18 protein-coding genes and 4 pseudogenes are annotated in these 19663 nt (G+C 60.9%); 15 read left to right on the top strand and 7 right to left on the bottom strand.

The window, feature by feature from the left end:
- Nucleotides 1-147: 147 nt before the first annotated feature.
- From NKH57_RS22425 to NKH57_RS22410, 4 genes and pseudogenes are all read right to left on the bottom strand, one after another.
- Complete coding sequence (locus NKH57_RS22425; protein WP_352947381.1) at nt 148-426, bottom strand: hypothetical protein; 279 nt, start codon at nt 424-426, stop codon at nt 148-150.
- 197 nt (nt 427-623) lie between these two features.
- Entirely contained in the window at nt 624-965 is a 342-nt protein-coding gene (locus tag NKH57_RS22420) for a hypothetical protein (protein ID WP_156938616.1), read from the bottom strand.
- A 12-nt stretch (nt 966-977) separates the two neighbouring features.
- A pseudogene (locus NKH57_RS22415) lies at nt 978-1223 on the bottom strand (MFS transporter); the annotation flags it as partial.
- A 395-nt stretch (nt 1224-1618) separates the two neighbouring features.
- Entirely contained in the window at nt 1619-1777 is a 159-nt protein-coding gene (locus tag NKH57_RS22410) for a hypothetical protein (protein WP_156938615.1), read from the bottom strand.
- Nucleotides 1778-1890: 113 nt separating this feature from the next.
- On the opposite strand from NKH57_RS22410, the gene NKH57_RS22405 reads away from it, so the two are divergent.
- Both NKH57_RS22405 and ligD read left to right on the top strand, forming a co-directional pair.
- Nucleotides 1891-2067, top strand: coding sequence for a hypothetical protein (locus NKH57_RS22405; RefSeq protein ID WP_023762019.1), 177 nt, complete (start codon nt 1891-1893; stop codon nt 2065-2067).
- A 495-nt stretch (nt 2068-2562) separates the two neighbouring features.
- Nucleotides 2563-3570: a non-homologous end-joining DNA ligase gene (gene ligD, locus NKH57_RS22400; protein WP_352834122.1), complete on the top strand. Its 1008-nt coding sequence runs from the start codon at nt 2563-2565 to the stop codon at nt 3568-3570.
- 29 nt (nt 3571-3599) lie between these two features.
- Here ligD and NKH57_RS22395 read toward each other — a convergent pair.
- Both NKH57_RS22395 and NKH57_RS33855 read right to left on the bottom strand, forming a co-directional pair.
- A pseudogene (locus NKH57_RS22395) lies at nt 3600-4186 on the bottom strand (SOS response-associated peptidase); the annotation flags it as partial.
- Nucleotides 4165-4488 carry a hypothetical protein gene (locus tag NKH57_RS33855; RefSeq protein ID WP_502907329.1) on the bottom strand — a complete coding sequence of 108 codons (324 nt, stop codon included), beginning with the start codon at nt 4486-4488 and terminating at the stop codon, nt 4165-4167. The pseudogene NKH57_RS22395 and the gene NKH57_RS33855, both read right to left, overlap by 22 nt.
- A gap of 539 nt (nt 4489-5027) precedes the next feature.
- Here NKH57_RS33855 and NKH57_RS22385 point away from each other — a divergent pair.
- The 12 genes and pseudogenes from NKH57_RS22385 to NKH57_RS22330 all read left to right on the top strand — a co-directional run bounded on the left by NKH57_RS22385 (nt 5028) and on the right by NKH57_RS22330 (nt 17791).
- Nucleotides 5028-6029 (top strand): LacI family DNA-binding transcriptional regulator, encoded by a 1002-nt coding sequence (locus tag NKH57_RS22385; RefSeq protein WP_352947377.1) that lies wholly within the window; start codon nt 5028-5030, stop codon nt 6027-6029.
- A 192-nt stretch (nt 6030-6221) separates the two neighbouring features.
- Nucleotides 6222-7235 carry an SIS domain-containing protein gene (locus NKH57_RS22380; RefSeq protein ID WP_352947375.1) on the top strand — a complete coding sequence of 338 codons (1014 nt, stop codon included), beginning with the start codon at nt 6222-6224 and terminating at the stop codon, nt 7233-7235.
- 28 nt (nt 7236-7263) lie between these two features.
- The gene (locus NKH57_RS22375; RefSeq protein WP_352834118.1) at nt 7264-8586 is read left to right on the top strand and encodes an ABC transporter substrate-binding protein; all 1323 of its coding nucleotides are present in this window, start codon (nt 7264-7266) and stop codon (nt 8584-8586) included.
- Nucleotides 8587-8594: 8 nt separating this feature from the next.
- The gene (locus tag NKH57_RS22370) at nt 8595-9557 is read left to right on the top strand and encodes a carbohydrate ABC transporter permease (RefSeq protein ID WP_352834115.1); all 963 of its coding nucleotides are present in this window, start codon (nt 8595-8597) and stop codon (nt 9555-9557) included.
- Nucleotides 9554-10414: a carbohydrate ABC transporter permease gene (locus tag NKH57_RS22365; RefSeq protein ID WP_352834113.1), complete on the top strand. Its 861-nt coding sequence runs from the start codon at nt 9554-9556 to the stop codon at nt 10412-10414. The genes NKH57_RS22370 and NKH57_RS22365 overlap by 4 nt, the downstream gene beginning before the upstream one ends.
- 21 nt (nt 10415-10435) lie before the next feature.
- On the top strand, nt 10436-11290 hold the full coding sequence (locus NKH57_RS22360; protein ID WP_352947371.1) for a sugar phosphate isomerase/epimerase family protein: 855 nt from the start codon (nt 10436-10438) through the stop codon (nt 11288-11290).
- Complete coding sequence (locus NKH57_RS22355) at nt 11287-12153, top strand: PfkB family carbohydrate kinase (RefSeq protein ID WP_352947369.1); 867 nt, start codon at nt 11287-11289, stop codon at nt 12151-12153. The genes NKH57_RS22360 and NKH57_RS22355 overlap by 4 nt, the downstream gene beginning before the upstream one ends.
- Nucleotides 12150-13568, top strand: a complete 1419-nt coding sequence (locus NKH57_RS22350; RefSeq protein ID WP_352947366.1) for an NAD(P)/FAD-dependent oxidoreductase — start codon at nt 12150-12152, stop codon at nt 13566-13568. Before NKH57_RS22355 ends, NKH57_RS22350 begins: the two co-directional genes overlap by 4 nt.
- A gap of 307 nt (nt 13569-13875) precedes the next feature.
- A complete protein-coding gene (locus NKH57_RS22345) occupies nt 13876-14703 on the top strand; it encodes a transporter substrate-binding domain-containing protein (protein ID WP_352486984.1) in 828 nt (275 codons plus the stop codon).
- A gap of 144 nt (nt 14704-14847) precedes the next feature.
- The gene (locus tag NKH57_RS22340; protein WP_352486983.1) at nt 14848-16128 is read left to right on the top strand and encodes an NAD(P)/FAD-dependent oxidoreductase; all 1281 of its coding nucleotides are present in this window, start codon (nt 14848-14850) and stop codon (nt 16126-16128) included.
- Nucleotides 16129-16147: 19 nt separating this feature from the next.
- Nucleotides 16148-17119 (top strand): amino acid ABC transporter permease, encoded by a 972-nt coding sequence (locus NKH57_RS22335; RefSeq protein ID WP_023762005.1) that lies wholly within the window; start codon nt 16148-16150, stop codon nt 17117-17119.
- Between the two features lie 181 nt (nt 17120-17300).
- Nucleotides 17301-17791: pseudogene (locus tag NKH57_RS22330) on the top strand (SOS response-associated peptidase family protein).
- Between the two features lie 75 nt (nt 17792-17866).
- Here the strand turns inward: NKH57_RS22330 and NKH57_RS22325 are convergent.
- Entirely contained in the window at nt 17867-18109 is a 243-nt protein-coding gene (locus tag NKH57_RS22325) for a DUF982 domain-containing protein (protein WP_352947363.1), read from the bottom strand.
- 409 nt (nt 18110-18518) lie between these two features.
- Here NKH57_RS22325 and NKH57_RS22320 point away from each other — a divergent pair.
- Nucleotides 18519-19099, top strand: a pseudogene (locus NKH57_RS22320) (hypothetical protein); the annotation flags it as partial.
- Between the last annotated feature and the right edge of the window lie 564 nt (nt 19100-19663).

Below are 19663 nucleotides of genomic sequence, written 5' to 3'. Positions count from 1 at the left end.
CGGCCCACCGGGAGCGAGGTTGCCGAGCGTATTCGGCCAGTTGGTCGGGGCGGAGAGCGATGAGGAGAAACAGGCGCATCTGTCGGACACGCTGCGCGACGGAACGACCGTCACCACGGTAGCCACCAACTGCTCTGGCACGGCCCCTCACGCCGGCAATCCCGCCTTGGTCAGTCCTTCGCGGAGAAGCTCTCGGTCGTCGGCGTGTTCAAGGAAAACGCTCTTGCGCGTGTATTCGACCGTCGAGAAATTGGGCTGCAGCCGCAGGACCTCCGCCACGGCTGCCTGTGCCTCTGCTGTCCGACCAAGCTGGGCGTAGCACGCCGCGAGCCGCGCGACCGACCGTGGGGTTGGCACCGGCGTCAGTTTGAACGCATGGGCGGCCTCTTCAAAGCGCCGAAGGGAAAAAAGGGCGATGCCGGACAAAGGACGGGACCAGCGAGAGCGCAGTGGATTGAGGCGATCGGCTGCCTCCAAACAAGTCAATGCCTCTTCGTGTCGCCCACGACAGGTCACCAACCGACCCTTCATGAGCAGTCAGTCTGCATCGTTGGGGTTGCGCTCGTAAGGCAGATCGGCTGAAGCTAATCTACTGGGATGGCTCCGGTATCGTCATGGCAGCTTCACCTGGCCTCGGTATCAAGGATGGACTGATGATACTGACCCACGCCCAGTTCGAAGCCATGTTTGCAGGTCTCGATTGGCGGCGGGTTCATGCCATCAAGACGAGAACGCCGGACATCGACGCCGACGCGACGGATCACCCTATAAGTGCGTTGACCAATTGCGGCGGCTTCCCCGACGTATTTGCGAATTCGGAACTGTCCCACGTTTGGCTGATAGCCGACTTTGACCGTGTCGCTGAAATTCAGGACATGCTGCGTCGGATACACCTTGAGGAACGTCATGCCGATTGTGACATATGGACAATTTCGAGATGGCAAGGGGATGACCGGCTGCGGCATCCCACGATCGCATCAGGCTGACCTTCGACCAACGACGCTCGCGATCGCCAGCGCCAGACACATCAGGCCAAGCGTGATCGGCAGCCCACCGGCACCCAGCACATCCATGGCGGTGCCCGCCAACGGCGCCACCGCAATGCCGCCAACGCCCCACATCAGCGAGAAGGCGGCATTGCCGGCGACCAGTGTCGAGCCGGTGAAGCGCTCGCCGAGCTCGATGATCGACATCGTGTAGATGCCGTAGGAAACCGCGCCCCAGGATCCGCTCCAGCATCCGAACCAATACGAGCTCGAGGGTGCGAAAGCTTTTCAAGGACCGAATGCCGATCTCAGCAATCAGCGAAAAGAGATCGCCTTGCTCCGAGAGCCAGGCGAAGAAGGCTTCGACATCAGCAGCGGGGGTTGCGAGATATCGATCAGCGCACTGAGTCCCGGATTGGCGCAAAGCAACAGACACTGAGCGAGGCTATATGCGGCAAGGGACGCTCGAAAGCTCTCGCCATTCAGGCGGCCCCTCTCCGGCGAACATTGTGGAGCGCAGATGACATCAGCAACCATCGCCATAGGCCGGCGGCACCGGTCAGGTTCGTCGCCTCAGCCGGCCGGAATTCTACGGCATCAGATCCCCGACCTGCGGCCGGCGAATGACAATGTCAGGTCGGATCGCCGTATTCCGCATCGCTCTTTGTCGATCGATGGCGATCGTAATCGACGGGAGGCGACAACATGACTTCTGCCTCGGCTCTGCCGAACTCCCTACCGATTTGGAACATCGCCCAGAGCGCGCTAAAACCAAGTAAAAATTTTAGCATGATCGTCCTCCCTTCAATCGAGAAACCAATGCGGGGGGCAGATAGTTCCATAGGTCCGGAACAATGCTCACCGGCGCTCGTTGCCTGTGATCGATGGGCGAGGAGCGCAGAATATGGTCGCCAAGAAGACGAACGACACAAGCCGCGTGGTGAAGGGCGCAGAACTGGAAGTTGAGCACCTGGCGGAGGTGACCGACGTCTCTCCGAAACAGGCCAGAGCGCTGCTTCGCAAGCATGGCGCGGACTGGCAGAAACTTAAAGACGAGGCAGAGGCTTTGAAGGAAGACTAGGGGCAATCCTTCGGCGACGGCTATTCTGCTCTACCCGCATGCCCGTCATGCGCAACCAAAATTCCGAATCTTTGATTAATTCAATCAAAGTACCGTCCGCACATTGCGGGCGGCATTACAGCTCGAGGGAGCCGCCACCACTGGCTTAGGCCGGGCCCGTTTCGATTTTATTCTCGCGCCAAAACTTGAGAGTGTCTGATCGGCAACGCCCTCCTGGTTGCCTTGCAGGGGATCGCCGGTGGCATCCAGAAAGCTGCCCTTCCGCTTTCCACCCGAACGGAGACTCGACGCCGAAGATCGTGACTATGCCGAGCCGCGGCGGCGTTTTCTACCGGCAGTCCCGCGGCTTAGGCAGTTTGATCGGCATAGTCTCCGATTCGGGATAAGACCCCTGCGAGCACATCGACCGCATCAACGTGAAAACGCGGGATTTCCGATAAAGCTGCAGCGGTTATCATGTGGTAGTCTCGCCCGCATGACGACGCTTTATCTCAATTGGCGCGCAAGACGGTGAATCCCACAAAGCCGAACAAAACGCATCCGCCGAAATGGATCGAGCCCCAGCTCACGCGCCTGGTCGACGAAGCGCCCGACGGCCCGAACTGGCTTCACGAAATCAAGTACGACGGATACCGCATGCACGCGCGGATCGACGGCAGCGACATCCGCTTGCTTACCCGCACCGGCCTCGATTGGTCGCATCGCTATCGAACGACGATAGCGGCCCTGCGCGCGCTCCCGGTGAAAGAGGCATATGTCGACGGGGAGCTGTGCGCCGTTCGGGCAGACGGCGTCACCTCCTTCAGCCGCCTGCAGGCCGGCATGGTCGAAGGCCGCACGGGCGATCTTGTCTTCTTTGCTTTCGACCTTCTGTTTCTCAACGGAGAAAGCATTGCGAAGCTGCCGCTGATAGATCGCAAGGCGCGACTGGAGGGCCTGTTTTCGTCCGATATGCCTGGCCTGCGTTTCAGCGATCACGTGATCGGCGACGGGCCTGCGTTCCGCAAGCACGCCTGCCGGCTTGCACTCGAGGGCGCTATCTCAAAGCGGATCGCCAGCGCCTATGCATCCGGCAATCGCGGGCTATGGGTCAAGTCAAAGTGTCTCAACAGAGAGGAATTCATCGTCGTCGGCTGGACCGATCCAACTGGAAGCCGCCCCCATATCGGCTCGCTGCTTCTCGGCTACTACACCTATGATGGTCGTCTGATGTACGCAGGCCGCGCCGGCACAGGCATCACGATTGCAGAGCTCAAGCGATTGGCTGGCCGGCTTGGACCACTTCAGGTAGATCGAATGCCGCTCGACGTCCCACCGCCACGTGAGAGCCGGTTCGGCTCGCCGCTTGAGCTGTCGCGCGTCCATTGGGTCAAGCCTGAAATGGTGGTCGAGGTCACCTATCTCACCTGGACTGAAGACAATCTCCTGCGTCAGGTCTCGTATCAAGGTGAGCGGCAGGATAAGCCGGCCCGGCAGGTGGTGCGTTCCGTGCCCCATCCCTGATCGGCATCGGTCGCCGACCGGTTCATCCATCCGACTTGCTCTACCTGCAGCGTGCCGGGTGAAAGAGGCTTGATCAGCGACTTGGCCGACACCGAAGGGTCGAGCCAATCCGCCCACGCGCTGCGATCGAGGATGACGATCTGCCGGTCGTGGTAGGGCGCGATGTCGGGTCCTGGCTCCATCGTCAGCATGGTGAATGCCTCGCCGACCTCAGGCGTTTCACGCCAGATGCCAGCGATGCAGAAGATCGGCTCCTCCTTCTTTGTGAAGAGCCACTTGTCCTTGCGCTTCTTCTTGGGGTCTTCGGGATCGGTGAATTCGTAGAAGCCGTCCGCCACGATCAGGCAGCGACCGGAGGTGAATTCTCGGCCCTCCGAACGGAAATTATAGACCGGCCGCCTGTTTGGTCCGGCCAGCTCCAGCGACGTTGCATCATATCACCTTCGCCTCGGACGCCCTCGATCGTCCTGATGATCGGCGCCACGTCCGTGATCTTGATGTCCTCGCGCGCCTCGAGGTTCGGCGCTCCTTCGCCGAAGCGGATTTTGATCTTCAGGTCGGCGAAGTCCTCCACGATCGAAGCGACATCCACGGTCAATCGATAGTCATTGCACATCGGTCCTCCGTGGGTCCTCCGTCTGATCGCATCGCACCGCGATCGGGTTCCTGTTTTGTTCGCGCGGACATGAGCGCGAAGGTTTTCGATTCCACACATCGCTCGATGAACGCCGTCTCATCATAAGGCGCTCCGGGAGCGATCTTGGGATGGCAGAGCTGCCTTGGGGTCTTCAGCCCAGCGAAGTTGGAGGCAGGCCGTAGCCGGTCGACGGTCGACTCGACTACGCCTTGTATTTGAGTCTCCCGCTTGGCCCACAGGCGTGTTGTGGCGTTGCGTTCCTTGGCCAGGTCCTCCTGCATAACAGAGAACTTTTCGACGATGGCCTCGACGCGGTGGCGGAACCCGAGGGCCGATCAGATAGCCATAGACCTGCTCCATTTAGGTGGCTTGGCTGTAACGCCAGAATCGTCCACACAGCCGGAGCAACGAAACGACCAGAGGCCGATTCGAAGCGTAGAGAATTGTACTTTCTTCTCAGGTTATTAGGTTGGTGCTCGGCCGACCGTGTACCAACAAAGATACCAACAAAATATTTCTGGGATTGGTTCCGTTCCCAAACGTCGCCCTACTCGCTCGACGAGCCCCCACTCCTTGTCTGGTTTTTCGAGCCAGGATAAGGCGCCGCCGGTGAGCCGACCGGCCAGAGTTCGCAGTTTCAGCACTTCTTCCAAAATCGATGATAGGACGCTTGAGGAAAGAGCGTGCACAAGCTGCGTTGGAAGTTTGAGAATTCGCGGATATGCCGCACAAGATAAATGCAACGCAGAGCCGGAAGCACGATGCGATCAATGTCAGGGTTGCAGGAGGACAAGTAGCCGTGACGCAGAAAGGGATCACCTTGAAGGACGTTGCCGCCGCGGCCAATGTGTCGCGCGCCACGGCGGCGCGTGCGCTCAACAGCTACGGTTATGTCGGCGACGAGACCGCGCTGCGGGTTGTGGAAGCCGCCGAAAAACTGGGCTATCGGGCCAATCTCGTGGCGCAGGCCCTGCGCAGCGGTCAGTTGCCGATCGTCGGCTTCGTGCCCGGCGATATCCAGAATCCGTTCTTCGCACGCATCGCCCACGACATCGAGGTTGAGCTCCGCAAGCATCGCCACAACCTGCTGATTGCCAGCAGCGAGGAAAATGTCGAACAGGAAAAGGAGCTGTTGGAAAGCCTGCGGTCGTTGAGCATCCGCGGCTTCATCCTAGCGCCAACCTCCGCAACCGACAGCGAGCACATCGTCCAGCTGGTGCGTGAAGGCGCGCCGGTCGTGCTGATCGACCGCGTCGTCAAAGAGCTGCACTGCGACAGTGTCGTCGTCGACAATGAGGGCGGGGCGGGCGAGGCCGTGGACTACCTCGTCGCCAATGGCCATCAACGGATCGGACTGCTGCGCGACGAGTCGCCCATCTTCACCGCGCAGGAACGTCTTGCCGGATACCAGAATTCATTGCAATCGCATGGCATTGCGCTCGACGAATCGCTGATCAGCGTGTCGCGCTCGACCGTCGAACATGCCGTCGACGCAACCATCCGCCTGTTCAGCCGCCGCAACCGCCCGACGGCCCTGTTCACCGTGGACAGCCTGATGACCCAGGGCGCACTTCTCGGTCTGCGCTCGATGGGCCTGTCGATCCCCCACGACGTGTCATTGGTGGGCTTCGACGACTTCAATCTCGCCACCTTCACCGACCCCCAGATCACCGTGGTGGCCCAGCCGATCTCGGAGATCGGGCCGCTGGCTGCCAAGCTTCTGCTGGAACGGTTGGCCGGCAAAAAGATCGCGCCTCGCCATATCCGGTTCCCGACGCGCCTGATCGTGCGCGGTTCGGTTGCTCGATTCAGCAGGCGCTGACAACGCCGGGATTCCTCCGTTACCAACAATTTTGTCGGCAAGGGCTTGCCAACCGCGGAATTGCATGGCCATTATCCGGATGTGAGATCGATCTCACATTGGCCGGGACTGATCAAAGGCTGGTGAGACGGGCGCTTCGATCCTTGCGCCTGGATAGAGGCTCTACCGCATCCGAGTACAAGGAAGAACTACATGCTGAACTTCGACAAAGATCGCTTCATAAGGATTCAGAGCGGGGCCGTTGCCATCGCGGGCGAGGCGCGCTCGCTCATGCGCACGCTGATTTCGGAGGGCGTCGAGCGACTGTTTTTCATGGGTACCGGCGGCGTGCAGCTCCTGACGCTCCCGGCGATCGAATTGGCGCAGCGTTACTCCACCTTCCCGGTATGCGCGGCATATCCGGCACAGGTCGTGCTTGACCCGCCAGCCGGTCTCGACAGCAAGGCTGTGGTCGTCGTCCCTTCATTGTCGGGTACGACAAAGGAAGGCGTCGAACTCATGGCCTTCCTAAAAAAACGGGGCGTCCGCACGATCTCGCTCACGGGCCATTCGGACTCGCCGATAGCGCGGGAAGCTGACCACAACTTCACGAATTTCGCCGAAGACGACACATCATCGGAATCGTTCTACCTGCAGACGTTACTGATCGTCTTGGCGCTTCTGGCCGAACGTGGCGAATATGACGGCTTCGATGCGACCGTCGCCGAGCTCAAGCTGTTGCCGGGCCTGCTCGCCGATGCCAAAGCCGCGTTCGAGGGCAAGGCCGCCGAACTGGCGGGGACGATCAAGGACGAAACCTATCACATCTTCACGGGCGCAGGATCGGTTTGGCCCGAAGCCAACTACTACGGCATGTGCATCCTCGAAGAGATGCAGTGGATCCGCACCCGCCCTGTGCACGCCGCGGACTTCTTTCATGGCACGCTCGAACTGGTCGAGCCAGGCGTCAGCGTCTTCGTGTTCAAAGGCGAGGATGCGCTTCGCCCGTTGGCCGACCGGGTCGAAAATTTTGCCAAACGCTACACGGACCGTGTTCGTACGCTCGACGCGGCCTCGGTCAAGTTGCCGCGCATTTCCGCCCAGGTGCGGAGCATGATCTCGCCGGTCCTGCTTGCCACCTTGCTCGAGCGGCTGAGCGCGCATCTCGAGGTGCTGCGCAATCACCCGCTGACGACACGTCGCTACTACAAACGCGTTGAATACTGATCCACTCTCACCTCTGAAGGAGCTGCTAATGGAACGTTCGCTGCAAGTCGTGGCGGTCACACTGGCCGCGGTATCATCATTGGGGCTGTCGATGGTCGGCAGTTTCGCCGCTTCAGTGCCGGTTGCGGCCGACCCCAGCGCCAAGGTCGAGTATAGCGGCACGCTGTCGGTCCTGACCAAGTTCGGACTGCAGCAGCTGTCGCCCTATTTCGTCAATCTGGCGCACGACTATGAAAAGCTCCATCCGGGCGTGAAGGTCGAACTCATCCAGGAGAGCGACGACAGCGTGAAGGGCAAGACGAAGACCTTGGTTGCTTCGAACTCGCTGCCCGATATCTACTTCTCCTGGACAGGAAGCTGGGGCGGCAACTTCGTGCGCGGCAATCGCGCAGTCGACCTGAGCGCCGTCATCGGCCCCGACACCGACTGGGGCAAGACGCTCTCTCCGGCCGCTGTCAAGGCATTCGAATACAATGGCAAGTTCTATGGCATTCCGCTTTACCAGGATGCCAAGTTCATGGGCTACAACAAGCAGGTCTTCGCCAAGCTCGGCCTCAAGGCGCCAGCCACTTTCGAGGAACTGTTGACCAGCTGCGACGCCATTCGCAAGTCTGGCGCGACACCGATTTCGTTCGGCAACAAGGAGGCCTGGCCGGCAATCCACTTTGCGGGCCAGTTGCTCGCCTACAACGTGCCGCAGGCAAAACTGGAACGCGACTTCGACCCGGCCACCGCCGATTACAGCGATGCAGGTTATGTCGCAGCGCTCAAGCAGTTCAGCCAGCTTGTAGAGCGCTGCACCGATGGCGCCGGCGTCAACGGCACATCCTATGCCTCGGCTCTCCAGGCCTTCACCAACGCGCAGTCGGCCATGTATTATCAGGAGATCATCGAGTTCGATCAGGCCGCCACGCCGGATTCGGCCCTCAAACCCACCGATTTCGGGTTTTTCAGACTGCCCGTGCCGGAGGGGGCCAAGGGTGACCCCAAGTCGATCGAGGGCGCGCCGGAGGGCTACATGATCAACGCGGCGTCCAAAAACATCCCGCTGGCGATCGATTTCATGAAGTTCGCGACCTCCAAGGAAAACGCGCAGGTCCTGTCAGCGCCACCCTACGGCCAGCCGAGCGCCACCATCGGCGGCGCCTCGGAAAAGAACATGAGCGCTGCTGTCGTTGATGGTCTCAAGGACATCAACGCGGCCTCCTATCTCATGCCCTGGTTGGACACGGCCAACCCGCCACGCGTCGCCGCCGTCTGGCTCTCCAGCCTGCAGGCGCTGGCAGGTGGCTCGATGACGCCCGAACAAGTGATGGATGAGGTGCGCAAGGCCGCATCCGCAGTCAAATAAAGCAGACCATGGCAAGGGCCTCGGACACAATGGAGAGCGGCGCCGTGCTTCGCGGCGTCGCCAGGCCGCAACGGCCAAACAGGCCGCGGGCCCGCTTCGCCAATCTGTCGTCGTTGCGATGGGCGGCGATTGCACTCATCCTCATCGGCTGGTTCGTTTACTATCCGATCGTCGACAATTTCATCGTCAGCACCACCGACCAGGACATCTATACCGGCGAGGTCACCAATGTCGGCCTTGCCAATTACGACCGGCTGCTGCATGACCCGGTCGTGCTGCTGGCGCTGTGGAACAACTGCCTCTACGCCATCATTTCCGTTATCTTCCAGGTCTTCGGCGCGTTCCTGCTGGCGGCCATCATCGAGGACCTGAGGAGCGAACGCTGGCGCCGTCTGTGGCGCGCCATCTATTTCGTGCCGTCGGCCATCTCGATCACCGTGACCGGACTGCTGTTCTATTTCATTTACCAGCCGCAGATCGGCTTGCTGGATGCCGCGCTCAGCCGCGTTGGTCTGAGCCAGTTCGTCATGCCCTGGCTCGGCAACGAGTACACCGCCATCTATGCCATCATCGCCATGAGCCAATGGCAGGGATTTGGCTACTCGACGCTCTTGTTTGCCATCGCCATCCAGAAGATCCCGCGCGACCTTTACGATGCCGCAACGATCGATGGCGCCGGTCCGCTGCGCCGGCTGTGGAGCATCACCTTTCCGCTGACCCGGGAAATGACGGGGCTGATGATCATTGTCACGATCACCGGCGCCTTCCAGGTGTTTAACGAGGTCATGGTCATGACCGCGGGCGGGCCAAACAACAGCAGCCAGGTGCTGGGCACATGGCTCTACCAAAAGGCTTTTATTGAGGACAATTTCGGCTATGGCGCGGCGATTGCCGCCGTCATCTTCGTCCTCACCATGCTCACCGGCGCGGCACAGCTCTGGTACACGAAGCAACGGCGGGTGCAGTTATGAGTGCGACGGTCGCAGCCGGTCGCAGCCGGCGTGTCACTGTATGGTCGGCCATCGCCACGACTTTGCTCTATTCCTTCCTGGTCTGCCTCGCTGTGATCGTCATCTATCCGCTGATCTGGATGGCGCTGAGCGGCTTCAAGGACAATGCGCAGATCTTCGGCGATCCCTTCGCTCTGCCTGTCCATTGGTCGTGGAACAATTACGTCCAGGCGTGGAACCAAGGGGTTCGTGGATATGTGACAGTCTCGGTGCTGGTGACCGTCGCTTCGGCCATATGCACGGTGCTGATCAGTGCCTGGACGGCCTTCGGCCTGACCCGCACGAAGATGCCGGCAAAGCCTCTGGTTATTGCCATCGTTCTTGGCGGCTTGATGCTCAGCCCCACCGTGGCGATCATACCACTGGTGAAAATGTTGCAAGCGCTCGGTCTCTATAACACCTACTGGGCGCTGATCATTCTCTACACGGCGTTCCGGGTCCCGTTCACCACCTTCCTGATCCGTGCCTACATGCTGGATCTGCCTGAAGACATCGACGAGGCGGCGACGATGGACGGCGCCAGCGAGGGTCAGATCTTCTGGCGCATCACCTTGCCGCTGTGCCGGCCGATCATCATTTCGTGTGTCATCCTGCACGTCCTTTTTGCCTGGAACGAATATCTCTTCGCCATGATCTTCACGAGCGGCAGCGATGTGCAGACGTTGCCGGTTGGACTGACGTCGATCATGGCAACGCACGGAACCAACTATGCCGTGGTCTTCGCGGCCATGACGATCTCGGCCCTGCCCATCGTGGTCGTGTTCTTTGCCGCGCAACGCTACTTCATCCGTGGCTTGGCCGAAGGCATCGGCAAATAACAATTCCCGAAAGGAGCCTTCATGCCGCAGCTTGCTGCCCATCAGCTGATCGGAGCCAATTTCAGCTTTCAGCACTTTCCGTTTGATGAGGTTGCCAGGACGATCCGCGACTTCGGCATGAGGGAGATCGAATTGTGGGGGATTGCCCAGCATCTCGACCTCTTCCACGCCACCGACACACGGGTCGAATCCGTTCGTCGGGTGCTCGCCGACAGCGGCTTGTCCACTTGGTGCTTCACGCCAGAGCAGGTTCTATATCCGATCAACATTGCCTCAGGCGATGAGGACCTGCGCCGTGACAGCATCGAGCGGTTCTGCCGCGCGGCGGACATCTGCGCGGCACTGGGCGCCCGTTACCTGTTCCTGACTCCGGGGCGAGGCTACGAGAACGAGGCGCCGCAGGTGGCATGGGATCACGCCCTCGAGGGGCTTGCCATGATCGCCGCGCATGCCGGCCGAAACGGTGTCCGGTGCCTGCTGGAGCCACTGCAACGATTCGAGACCAACGTCATCAATGACGCTGCTGGCCTGCGCCGCATGCTCGACCAACTCGGCGCTGACAACATGGATGTTGTGCTGGACACGGTTGCCATGGCCACTGCCGGCGACACGGTGGCCGGCTATGTAGACCTGTTCGGCGCTCGGCTTGCGCATGTCCAACTCGTCGACGGCACGCCGAGCGGACATCTTGTGTGGGGCGACGGCATACTGCCGCTCGGCCGCTTTGTCAGCGAATTGGCGAGCGCCGGATACGCGGGCAAGATCACCTTCGAGCCGTTCGGCAATGGATGCTACGCGCTGGATCCGATAGGGGCCTGGACGCGCTGCCTCAACGCTATCGAGCCGTACCTGAATCGCGCAACGGTGCTGGCATGACGTTGAAGAAGCTTGTCGCTGTCGGGGATAATTGCCTCGACGCTTACCTGACCAGCGGTCTGCTTACCGTCGGTGGCAACGCCCTGAACGTTGCCGCGCAATGGCGGCGCAACGGCTGGACGGCACGGTATTTTGGCGCTGTCGGCGAGGATGCCGAGGGTGACATGGTACTTTCCGAATTGGTAGGCGTCGGCCTTTCGCCGGATGACGTCGAACGTCGCCCCGGCGACACCGCGGTCACCTTGCTTCGCGACGAATCCGGGGAGCGCAAATTCCTGCACGAATCCTTCGGGGTCGGTGAGAGCTACATGCCGTCGCCGGAGCACTATGCGATCATCGCCGCAGCCGACTGGGTGCATCTCGGCACCAATGCCAACAGAGACCTTGTCCGCCGGATGGTCGCGGATCGTGTGCCGTTCAGCATTGATGTATCGACGGCACATCTGGCACTGCCGCTCGGCGGCGTGCCGATGCTGTTTGCCTCCGGCCCAGACGATGTCGATGTCCCCATCGAGCCATTGCTATCCGCGCTCAGGGCCGCCGGCGCGAGCCAAATGGTTTTGACCTGCGGCCGTCGCGGATCCTACTTTGACGATGGCTCGAATGACATAGTGCATGCGCCGGCGACGCTTGTCGATGTCGTGGATACGTGTGGGGCCGGCGACAGTTTTATCGCCACTTTCCTCGCCGGCTTCCGTTTCGACGGCCTTCGCGCCTCGGAGGCATTGCACGAGGCTTCAATCGCCGCTGCGCAGACCTGCACACATCTCGGCGGGTTTCCCCAGAGACCGCGTCCCATACCAGATTGGCTGCCGGCCAAATATGCCAGCTTCATTGCCGACGCCCAGGGAGCCCGGCCGTGACGACACTGCGTCTGCGACAGCCGAAGGTGGCGCTTCCGTGCGACCGGTCCTTCTGGCTTCAGGACATCGGCGCCGACACCGCGACCGCACCGTTGAGAGGCGACGAGCGCGCCGACGTGGTGATCGTCGGTGGGGGCTATACCGGCCTGTGGACGGCGCTGCGCATCCGTGAATTGGCGCCGGAAACACGGGTCATCGTGCTTGAGGCCGATCTATGCGGTTCAGGAGCTTCGGGGCGCAATGGCGGCCAAGTTCATTCCTGGTTCGCCGAAATCGACCAGATCGGTGCCGTCGTCGGCCTCGAAGAAGCGCGACAGCTCTGCGCCGACACGGTGGCATCGATTGCGGAGCTGAAGGCGCTGCAGCAAAACGGCACCATAGACATGGACCTGAGGCTGGACGGATGGCTGTGGACCGCGAGCTCAATTGCGCAGGAAGGCGCCTGGGAGAACGCCGTTGCCATGACCGCGGCTGTTGGAGAAAACCGTTTCAAGCCGCTGACGGCCGACGACATTCAACGCCGCACCGGTTCATCGGCATCCTATGTCGGAGTCGTCGAGACCAATGCCGGCACGGTCCATCCCGCCAAGCTTGCCATCGGATTGCGCAAGCTGGCATTGGCCCGCGGCGTCATTATCCACGAGCGCAGCCCGGTCCTCGACATCGAAACCGGCAGGACGTGCACGCTGCGAACGGCACAAGGCAGGGTGCGGGCAGAGAAAGTTGTGCTTGCCGCGAACGCATGGCTCTCAGCGCTGCCGGAACTGCGCCGCCATCTCTACGTCATCGACAGCGAAGTGGTCGCAACCGCCGCCGTGCCCGAGCTGCTCAACAGCATTGGTTGGCGCGATGGTGCCTCAATCTGCGATTCACAAGCACAGGTCCTCTACTACCAGCGCACCAGCATGGGCAGGGTGATCTTCGGCCGCGGCAGCGGCAATTTGGCGTTCGCCGGAAACTTCGGGGCCAGCTTCAACCGCAGCCCGGAGCATGGCCGTGACAATGTGCGGGAACTGCACAGAGTCTATCCGGCGCTGCGTGGCGTGCGGGTCGAGTATGACTGGTCAGGTCCCATCGACTGTGTACCCGAACACGTTCCGGTCTTCGATCACCTGCGCGGCCATCCGAACATCTTCTACGGCATGGGCTTCAACGGAACCGGCATCGCGCAAACGCCGATTGGCGGGCGGATACTGGCCAGCCTCGTGCTGGAGCGCAACGATCGCTGGAGCGCCAGCGGGCTGGTCGGCATCGAGCGTCGGATGTCGCTCCCGCCCGAGCCGTTCCGCTATCTCGGCGCCAAGCTCGTCCGCGGCGCGGTGCGCCGCAAGAATGAGGCCGAGATCCGCAACCGGAAGGCGGACAGGATCACCAATCTGCTGGCTGGGCTCAAGCCGGGCCACCGCAAGAAATAAGCGACGTCCAGAGCGTCTTGTCCTTCACGCCACCAAGGAGGATACGATGGCTGATCTGCCCTTGATGCAAGTCCCGAAAACTTCACGACAGTGCCGCCGATGCGTCGCTGTAGCCGCCGATTGTCGGCGCGTTGCCGGCAAAATAAAAGCTGGCCGGGTTTTCTTTCCAATCGCTGAAAAAGGACTTGATCCCCTCGTCGATATGTGTACCTAGTCTGATATGAGATCGATCTCATGTTGCGCTCTCAAATAGCCCTTTCTCTATGGGAGAGGGCGCATATATCTAACGATGAAGAGGGAGGTTTAAGTGAGGAAATTGATCGCGTGGCTGGCCTTGGCCACTACCACGCTAGCGTTCGCGTCTGCGGCGTCGGCGGGTGAAACCATCGACCGGGTTACCTCGAAGAAGGCAATGGTGGTCGCCACAAACAGCGGCTGGCCGCCGCAGAGTTTCCTCGACGACAGCAATCAGTTGGTCGGCTTCGACATCGACGTCTCGAAGGAGATCGGAAAGCGCCTCGGCGTCGAGGTCAGTTTCGACACGCCGGACTGGGCGACGATGACGGGCGGTCATTGGCAGGGGCGCTACGATCTGGGTGTCGGCTCGGTGACGCCGACCAAGGCGCGCGCCAAGGTGATCGATTTCGAAGGCATCTATTATTACAGCCCCTACGTTTACGTGGTTCACAAGGACAGCCCGGCCAAATCGGTCGCCGACCTTAACGGCAAGATCATCGGCGTCGAGACCGCCACCACGTCGGAGGATTTCGTCCGCAGACAGCTTGAGATCGATGCTCCCGGCTTGCCGCCCATCGAATACAAGCTGGAGCCCGGTGAGATCAGGACTTTCGCCGACTCAATGCTGCCGTTCGACGATTTGAGGCTCGGTGACGGCGTGCGCCTCAACGCGGTCATCGCACCAGAACAGACAGCTCAGAACGCGATAAAGAACGGCTACCCGTTGCGTATCCTGGAAGGCGGCTATGCCTTCCGTGAGCCACTGGTGGTGATCGCGGAAAAAGGTGATGCCGAGTGGAATGCCAAGATCGGCGGCATTCTCGACGAGATGAAGAAGGACGGTACCCTCACGAAGCTGACTACCGAGTGGTACGGCAAGGATTACAGCGCCGACTGAGGAGCGTCGTGGACGAAGCTTGGGCGGGATGCATTCAAATTGAACATCCCGCTCCATCTGTTTTGTTCAACCGCATTTCTGCGACACCGGGCGGCTCCGCCCGGCTTCAAAATGCTCTAGTGCCGCCATCTCATCATATCGATCATGACATATCCTGACACTTATTACCGACGCACGCTTGCCGACAACACCATCAGACCGCCGCTGAGCGGCGTTTCGCAGTGCGAAACAGTCGTTATCGGCGGCGGACTGGCAGGCCTGACGACGGCGTTGCAGCTGGCTCGCGCCGGCCAGCAGGTCGTCGTGCTTGAGGCGCAGCGCATCGGCTTCGGCGCTTCCGGTCGCAATGGCGGCTTCGTCAATCCCGGCTTCGCCACAGGCACCGACAACATCGCCGCGATGGCCGGCGTGGACGCGGCACAAAGACTGCACCGCCTGTCCATCGAAGGCGTCGATTTCGTGCGGCAGACGATCCGCGATCTCGACATCAAGGCGGCAGGGCCGCGCTCCGGTATGTTGAGCGTGCTTCGCCACGATGGCGGCGCCGCGCTCAAGGCATATGCCGAGCAACTGGCGCGGGATTTCAACTATCGGCTCGACTATCTCGAGCGCGACCAGGTGCGAGCGGTGCTGCATTCCGAGCGCTACTACCAAGGCTTGCGCGACCCCAGCGCCTTCCACATGCATCCGCTCAACTATCTCCGCGCCATTGCGGGAGAGATCGAACGGCTGGGCGGCAGGATCCACGAGAGATCGGGGGCCGTTGAAGCCAACCTTGACGGCGCGGAAAAGATCGTGCGCACCGACGGCGGCCACGTGCGCGCCCGCCAGGCCGTATTTGCCACCGGTGGCTATACCGGGCCACTGGTCGGCAGGCTGAAGCGGGCGTTCCTGCCGATCGCCACTTACGTCATGGTGAGCGAGGAGGCGCCTGACCTGATCGCCAAGGCGATTACGACAACCGACGCCGTTGGCGACAACCGTCGCGCTGGCGATTATTACCGCATTCTCGAAGACGGCAAACGGCTGCTCTGGGGCGGGCGCATCACCACGCGGGCGGCCTCACCGGGCGTGTTGGCGTGGCAATTGCGCCGCGAGATGGTCACAACTTATCCGCAGCTCGAAAAGCTCAAGACCGAACTCGCCTGGTCCGGGCTCATGTCTTATGCCCGCCACTTGATGCCCCAAATCGGCGCGTTGCAGCCGGGCGTCTGGTACCTCACGGCTTTTGGCGGCCATGGCATCAACACCACGGCGATCGCCGGCAAGCTGATCGCCGAGGCCATACTGGGAGAATCGGACCGCTACCGGCTGTTCGCACCATTTGGGCTTGCCTGGGCAGGCGGCCCGGCTGGACTTGCAGTCGCGCAACTTACCTACTGGAAGCTGCAGGCGCAGGATTGGTGGCGCGAGCGCGCCCGCTGACCATAAGGAGATCGAGGACGTGATCGGCCGACTGTTGCTCAACCACCCGGACGCGGCGCGCCGCGTTGGCGTGTTCTTCATGCTCGCCGCCATCGCCGCCGGCCTGTACGGGCTCGGCATCAAAGCCAGTTGGCTCGGCAAGCTTGTTCCGGGGACAGTCGAGTGTCTCGCCGCCAACCCTGAGATCGGGCGGGCGGTCTCGGCGGTGCTGATCGCATTGATCGTGGCGGCGAACTGGAACGCGCTGCGGTATCTCAGCCGCAAACAGCAGATTGTGGCGGTGTGGATAGAGCTGTTCGTGTTGTTAATGCTGTTTTTCTATTCTTTCGACCTGTCCTTCGCGTTCATCGCCAAGAAGATCGGCTTCCTCGTCTCGAAGGGCGTGGTGACGACCCTCTACATTTCGGCCATTTCGATCGCCATCGCCACCCTCATCGCCTTCGTTGGCGCCATCGCCAAACTTTCCCGCAACGGCGTGGTCTATGGCTTGGCGACCTTCTATACCTCTCTGTTTCGTGGCTTGCCGTTGCTGATGCAGATCTACATCATCTATCTCGGCCTGCCGCAGATTGGCTACGTGATCGGCGCCGTGCCGGCCGGCATCATGGCGCTGTCGCTTTGCTACGGCGCGTACATGACCGAGATCTTCCGTGCCGGCATCGAAAGCATCTCGCGCGGCCAGACCGAGGGTGCTACGGCGCTCGGCCTCAGCGCTAACCAGACGATGTTCCTGGTCATCCTGCCGCAGGCGATGCGCGTCATCGTACCGCCGACCGGCAACCAGTTCATTGCGATGCTGAAGGATTCTTCGCTGGTCTCGGTGGTCGGGGTCTGGGAGATCATGTATCTCGCACGCACGCAGGGCCAGACCGAGTTCCGCCACATCGAGATGCTCATCACCGCCTCGATGATCTATTGGCTGCTCTCGATGGGGCTCGAGTTCCTGCAGTCGCGGATTGAGGACCGGTTCGGGCGCTCACTCAAGCGCTGATCGTCATCCGTGATTTTCGCCAAAGCGAGTTGCACAGCACCGCAACAGCCAACTTCGGAGAGCAGCTGCAGATTGTACGCGACAGCATGCCGTTCGGCGACGTCCACCGTCAAACGATAGTCGTTGCACATCAGTCCTCCGTTTGATCGCATTGCAGCGCGACCGTGTTCTTGTTATGACGATGAGTGCAATGGTTTTCGATTCCGACGCATCGCTCGACGAAGGCCGCGCTATCATAAGGCGCTACGGCGGCGATGTTGAGATGGCAGAGTTGCCTTGGGGCCTTCAGCCCAGCAAAATTGGAGGCAGGCCGTTCACCGTCATGCGCGCTAGGGCAGGACGTTTCGCAGTCACCGTTGCCTCGTTCCGGCACCGGAGCAGGGGCAAGGCCTATAGCTTCTCGCTCGCCGACGGTGACTGGTCTTTTTCGCCGGAATCTGGCGCCCGGCGACACGTGACTGGCGTGAGGCTTATGCCATCCTGACGATCGAGGCGAACGACGACGTTGCGCCCTTCCACGACCGACAGGTGGCAGTGATGCGGCGCGATCAACGGGTGGCTTGGCTCGACAGGACCTGCTTGGAAGAAGAGCTGCTTCGGCCGTTGCCGGCCGGCACGTTCGTGGTTTCGAAGCCGCGCGAAGCATCTGCACAGGCGGTGCTAGCATTTTGAACCAAAACTCGAACTTGGTGATCTCGCCGGCCATCCGCCGCTGCCACTGTGATCGAGGCTAATATTATTTGGACCTCAGTCGCTGCGCAGAATTTTCGCTTCTAACGCCGCTGTAACGAAGGCGCGTCTCGCTACCGGCGTCTGGGCTTCACCACGCAGAACCTGAAGACATGCATCCATAGCCAGTTTTCGGTTCTCCGTCGGACGAGGGACACTTCGCAGCAGGATCGTGGCTGCGTCGTTCACATCGAATATGACGCGCTCACGGTCATGCCGGCCAATTTGCACCGCCACGGGCCGGATGAAACTGCTCGACATGCAATTACTCTCTCAGTTTCGACTTCGATACCTGTCTTCGCGTATCATGACGTGGATCAATTCATACATGTATGGGCTAAGCTCGAAGAGAACTTGCAGTTGCTCAATCAGACAAATTGCCTGTGCAATTTCAGCAGGCCGCTACCCAAAATCGGATGGGTCCCGGTCTTGGTGCGCAAGAAAGCACAGCGGAATTCTGCCGCGTCCGGAAGGTCAAGCGGCGCTTGGTCTTCGGACTTTCCTGATGCCCGTGCCTTCTCTCATGGTGTCAGCCTTGACCCGGCCGCTGCCGCAATGCCGATGCTTCCTGTGGCGCGCCGATGCCGGGAGAGGGAGAGGGTGGGCGGGCCGCGGCGGCGGGTGAAGGTCCGGGAGAGAGTCTCCCGGCGCCCGCCGAGGAGCGACACCCATGACCAAGATGGAAATTCACACGCCCAAGGGCAACGAGCGGGCCGGTTACAAGGTCGACGTCGGCCGCGGCCAGCGCATTGGCCGCGTGTCGTCAGAATGGTTCAACCGGCCGGCGGACGAGCGCTACCTGTCGCTCACCGACCTTTGGAACTCGGTGAAGGCCCGGTCGGAGCGCAGCAAGACCCGCATCGTCGAAAGTGAGCTAATCCGCGTCGAGGCCAGTCGCGACGATCCCCGAGCGCCTGAGGCTAATGCTGCCCGGTGCGCTTGCCCCGGTTGCCCCCACGCATTGGAGTTTTACTCGCCGGCCTGGTCGGCGCACCAGCCGCCTATCTGCGGCAGCTTCCAGCCCCGCTCGCGGCGATCAACCTTCAGCACGGTCTGCTCAACCACCGAGCAGAGCAGGTGAAGACGCTGGAAATCGACAATGGACGCCTCGAGTTGCGAGCCGTAACCGGTCCGGACTATGGCAGAATACTTGACTCAGAACTGATCGACGCCGTGCAGAGGATCGCTGACAACGGCACCGGGGACACGCGCTGGAAGGTGCCGGAAGTCCTCGATTGGTCAACGGGAATTTTACCTGGCCGCCGGCGACGAGCTCGGCCGCCGTGCGATGGCCATAGTCGGCGATCGGTTCATTGCGATACCAGTAGATCGCCTTGTTGACGTCGCCGGTGAGCTCCGTCGCGGCTGAAATCACATTCACCATCTCACGCATCCGACCCTGCAGTCGCTCCGATGATGGACGGGGCGGAATAGTAATAAAATCCGATAGTTACGAGATGTTGCGTGCAAAAATCGCACACGTTCTGCTTCCCTTCTTTTTTCGTTCACCCGACGGAGCCGCCGATAGCCCTTTTCGGACGCTCTTCTGCCGACGATATTGACCGCGCCAACGCGGATGTCCGCCGAGATATCCGTGACCTTCATTGTCCGCCGCCGCGTTCGGTTTGCCTAGGGGTTCTTGGTTCTTGGAAGCTCTTCGAACTTTCTGTCTTACTGCCGAATTGCGCGTGCTTATGAAAGAGATTGGGACGCCCGGTCACGCTGTGGGACAAACGTGATCATCGGAAACGTTCGCTCGCCATCGGGGGTTCGAGTCGGGAGACCGCTTCACCGCGAGACCCACTGCGGCAGGTC

Origin of the sequence: Mesorhizobium sp. M1050 (assembly GCF_040318715.1) — a bacterium.
Classification (GTDB): domain Bacteria; phylum Pseudomonadota; class Alphaproteobacteria; order Rhizobiales; family Rhizobiaceae; genus Mesorhizobium.
The sequence above is the reverse complement of the archived record's forward strand: the minus strand, read 5'-3'. Positions and strand labels throughout refer to the sequence as shown.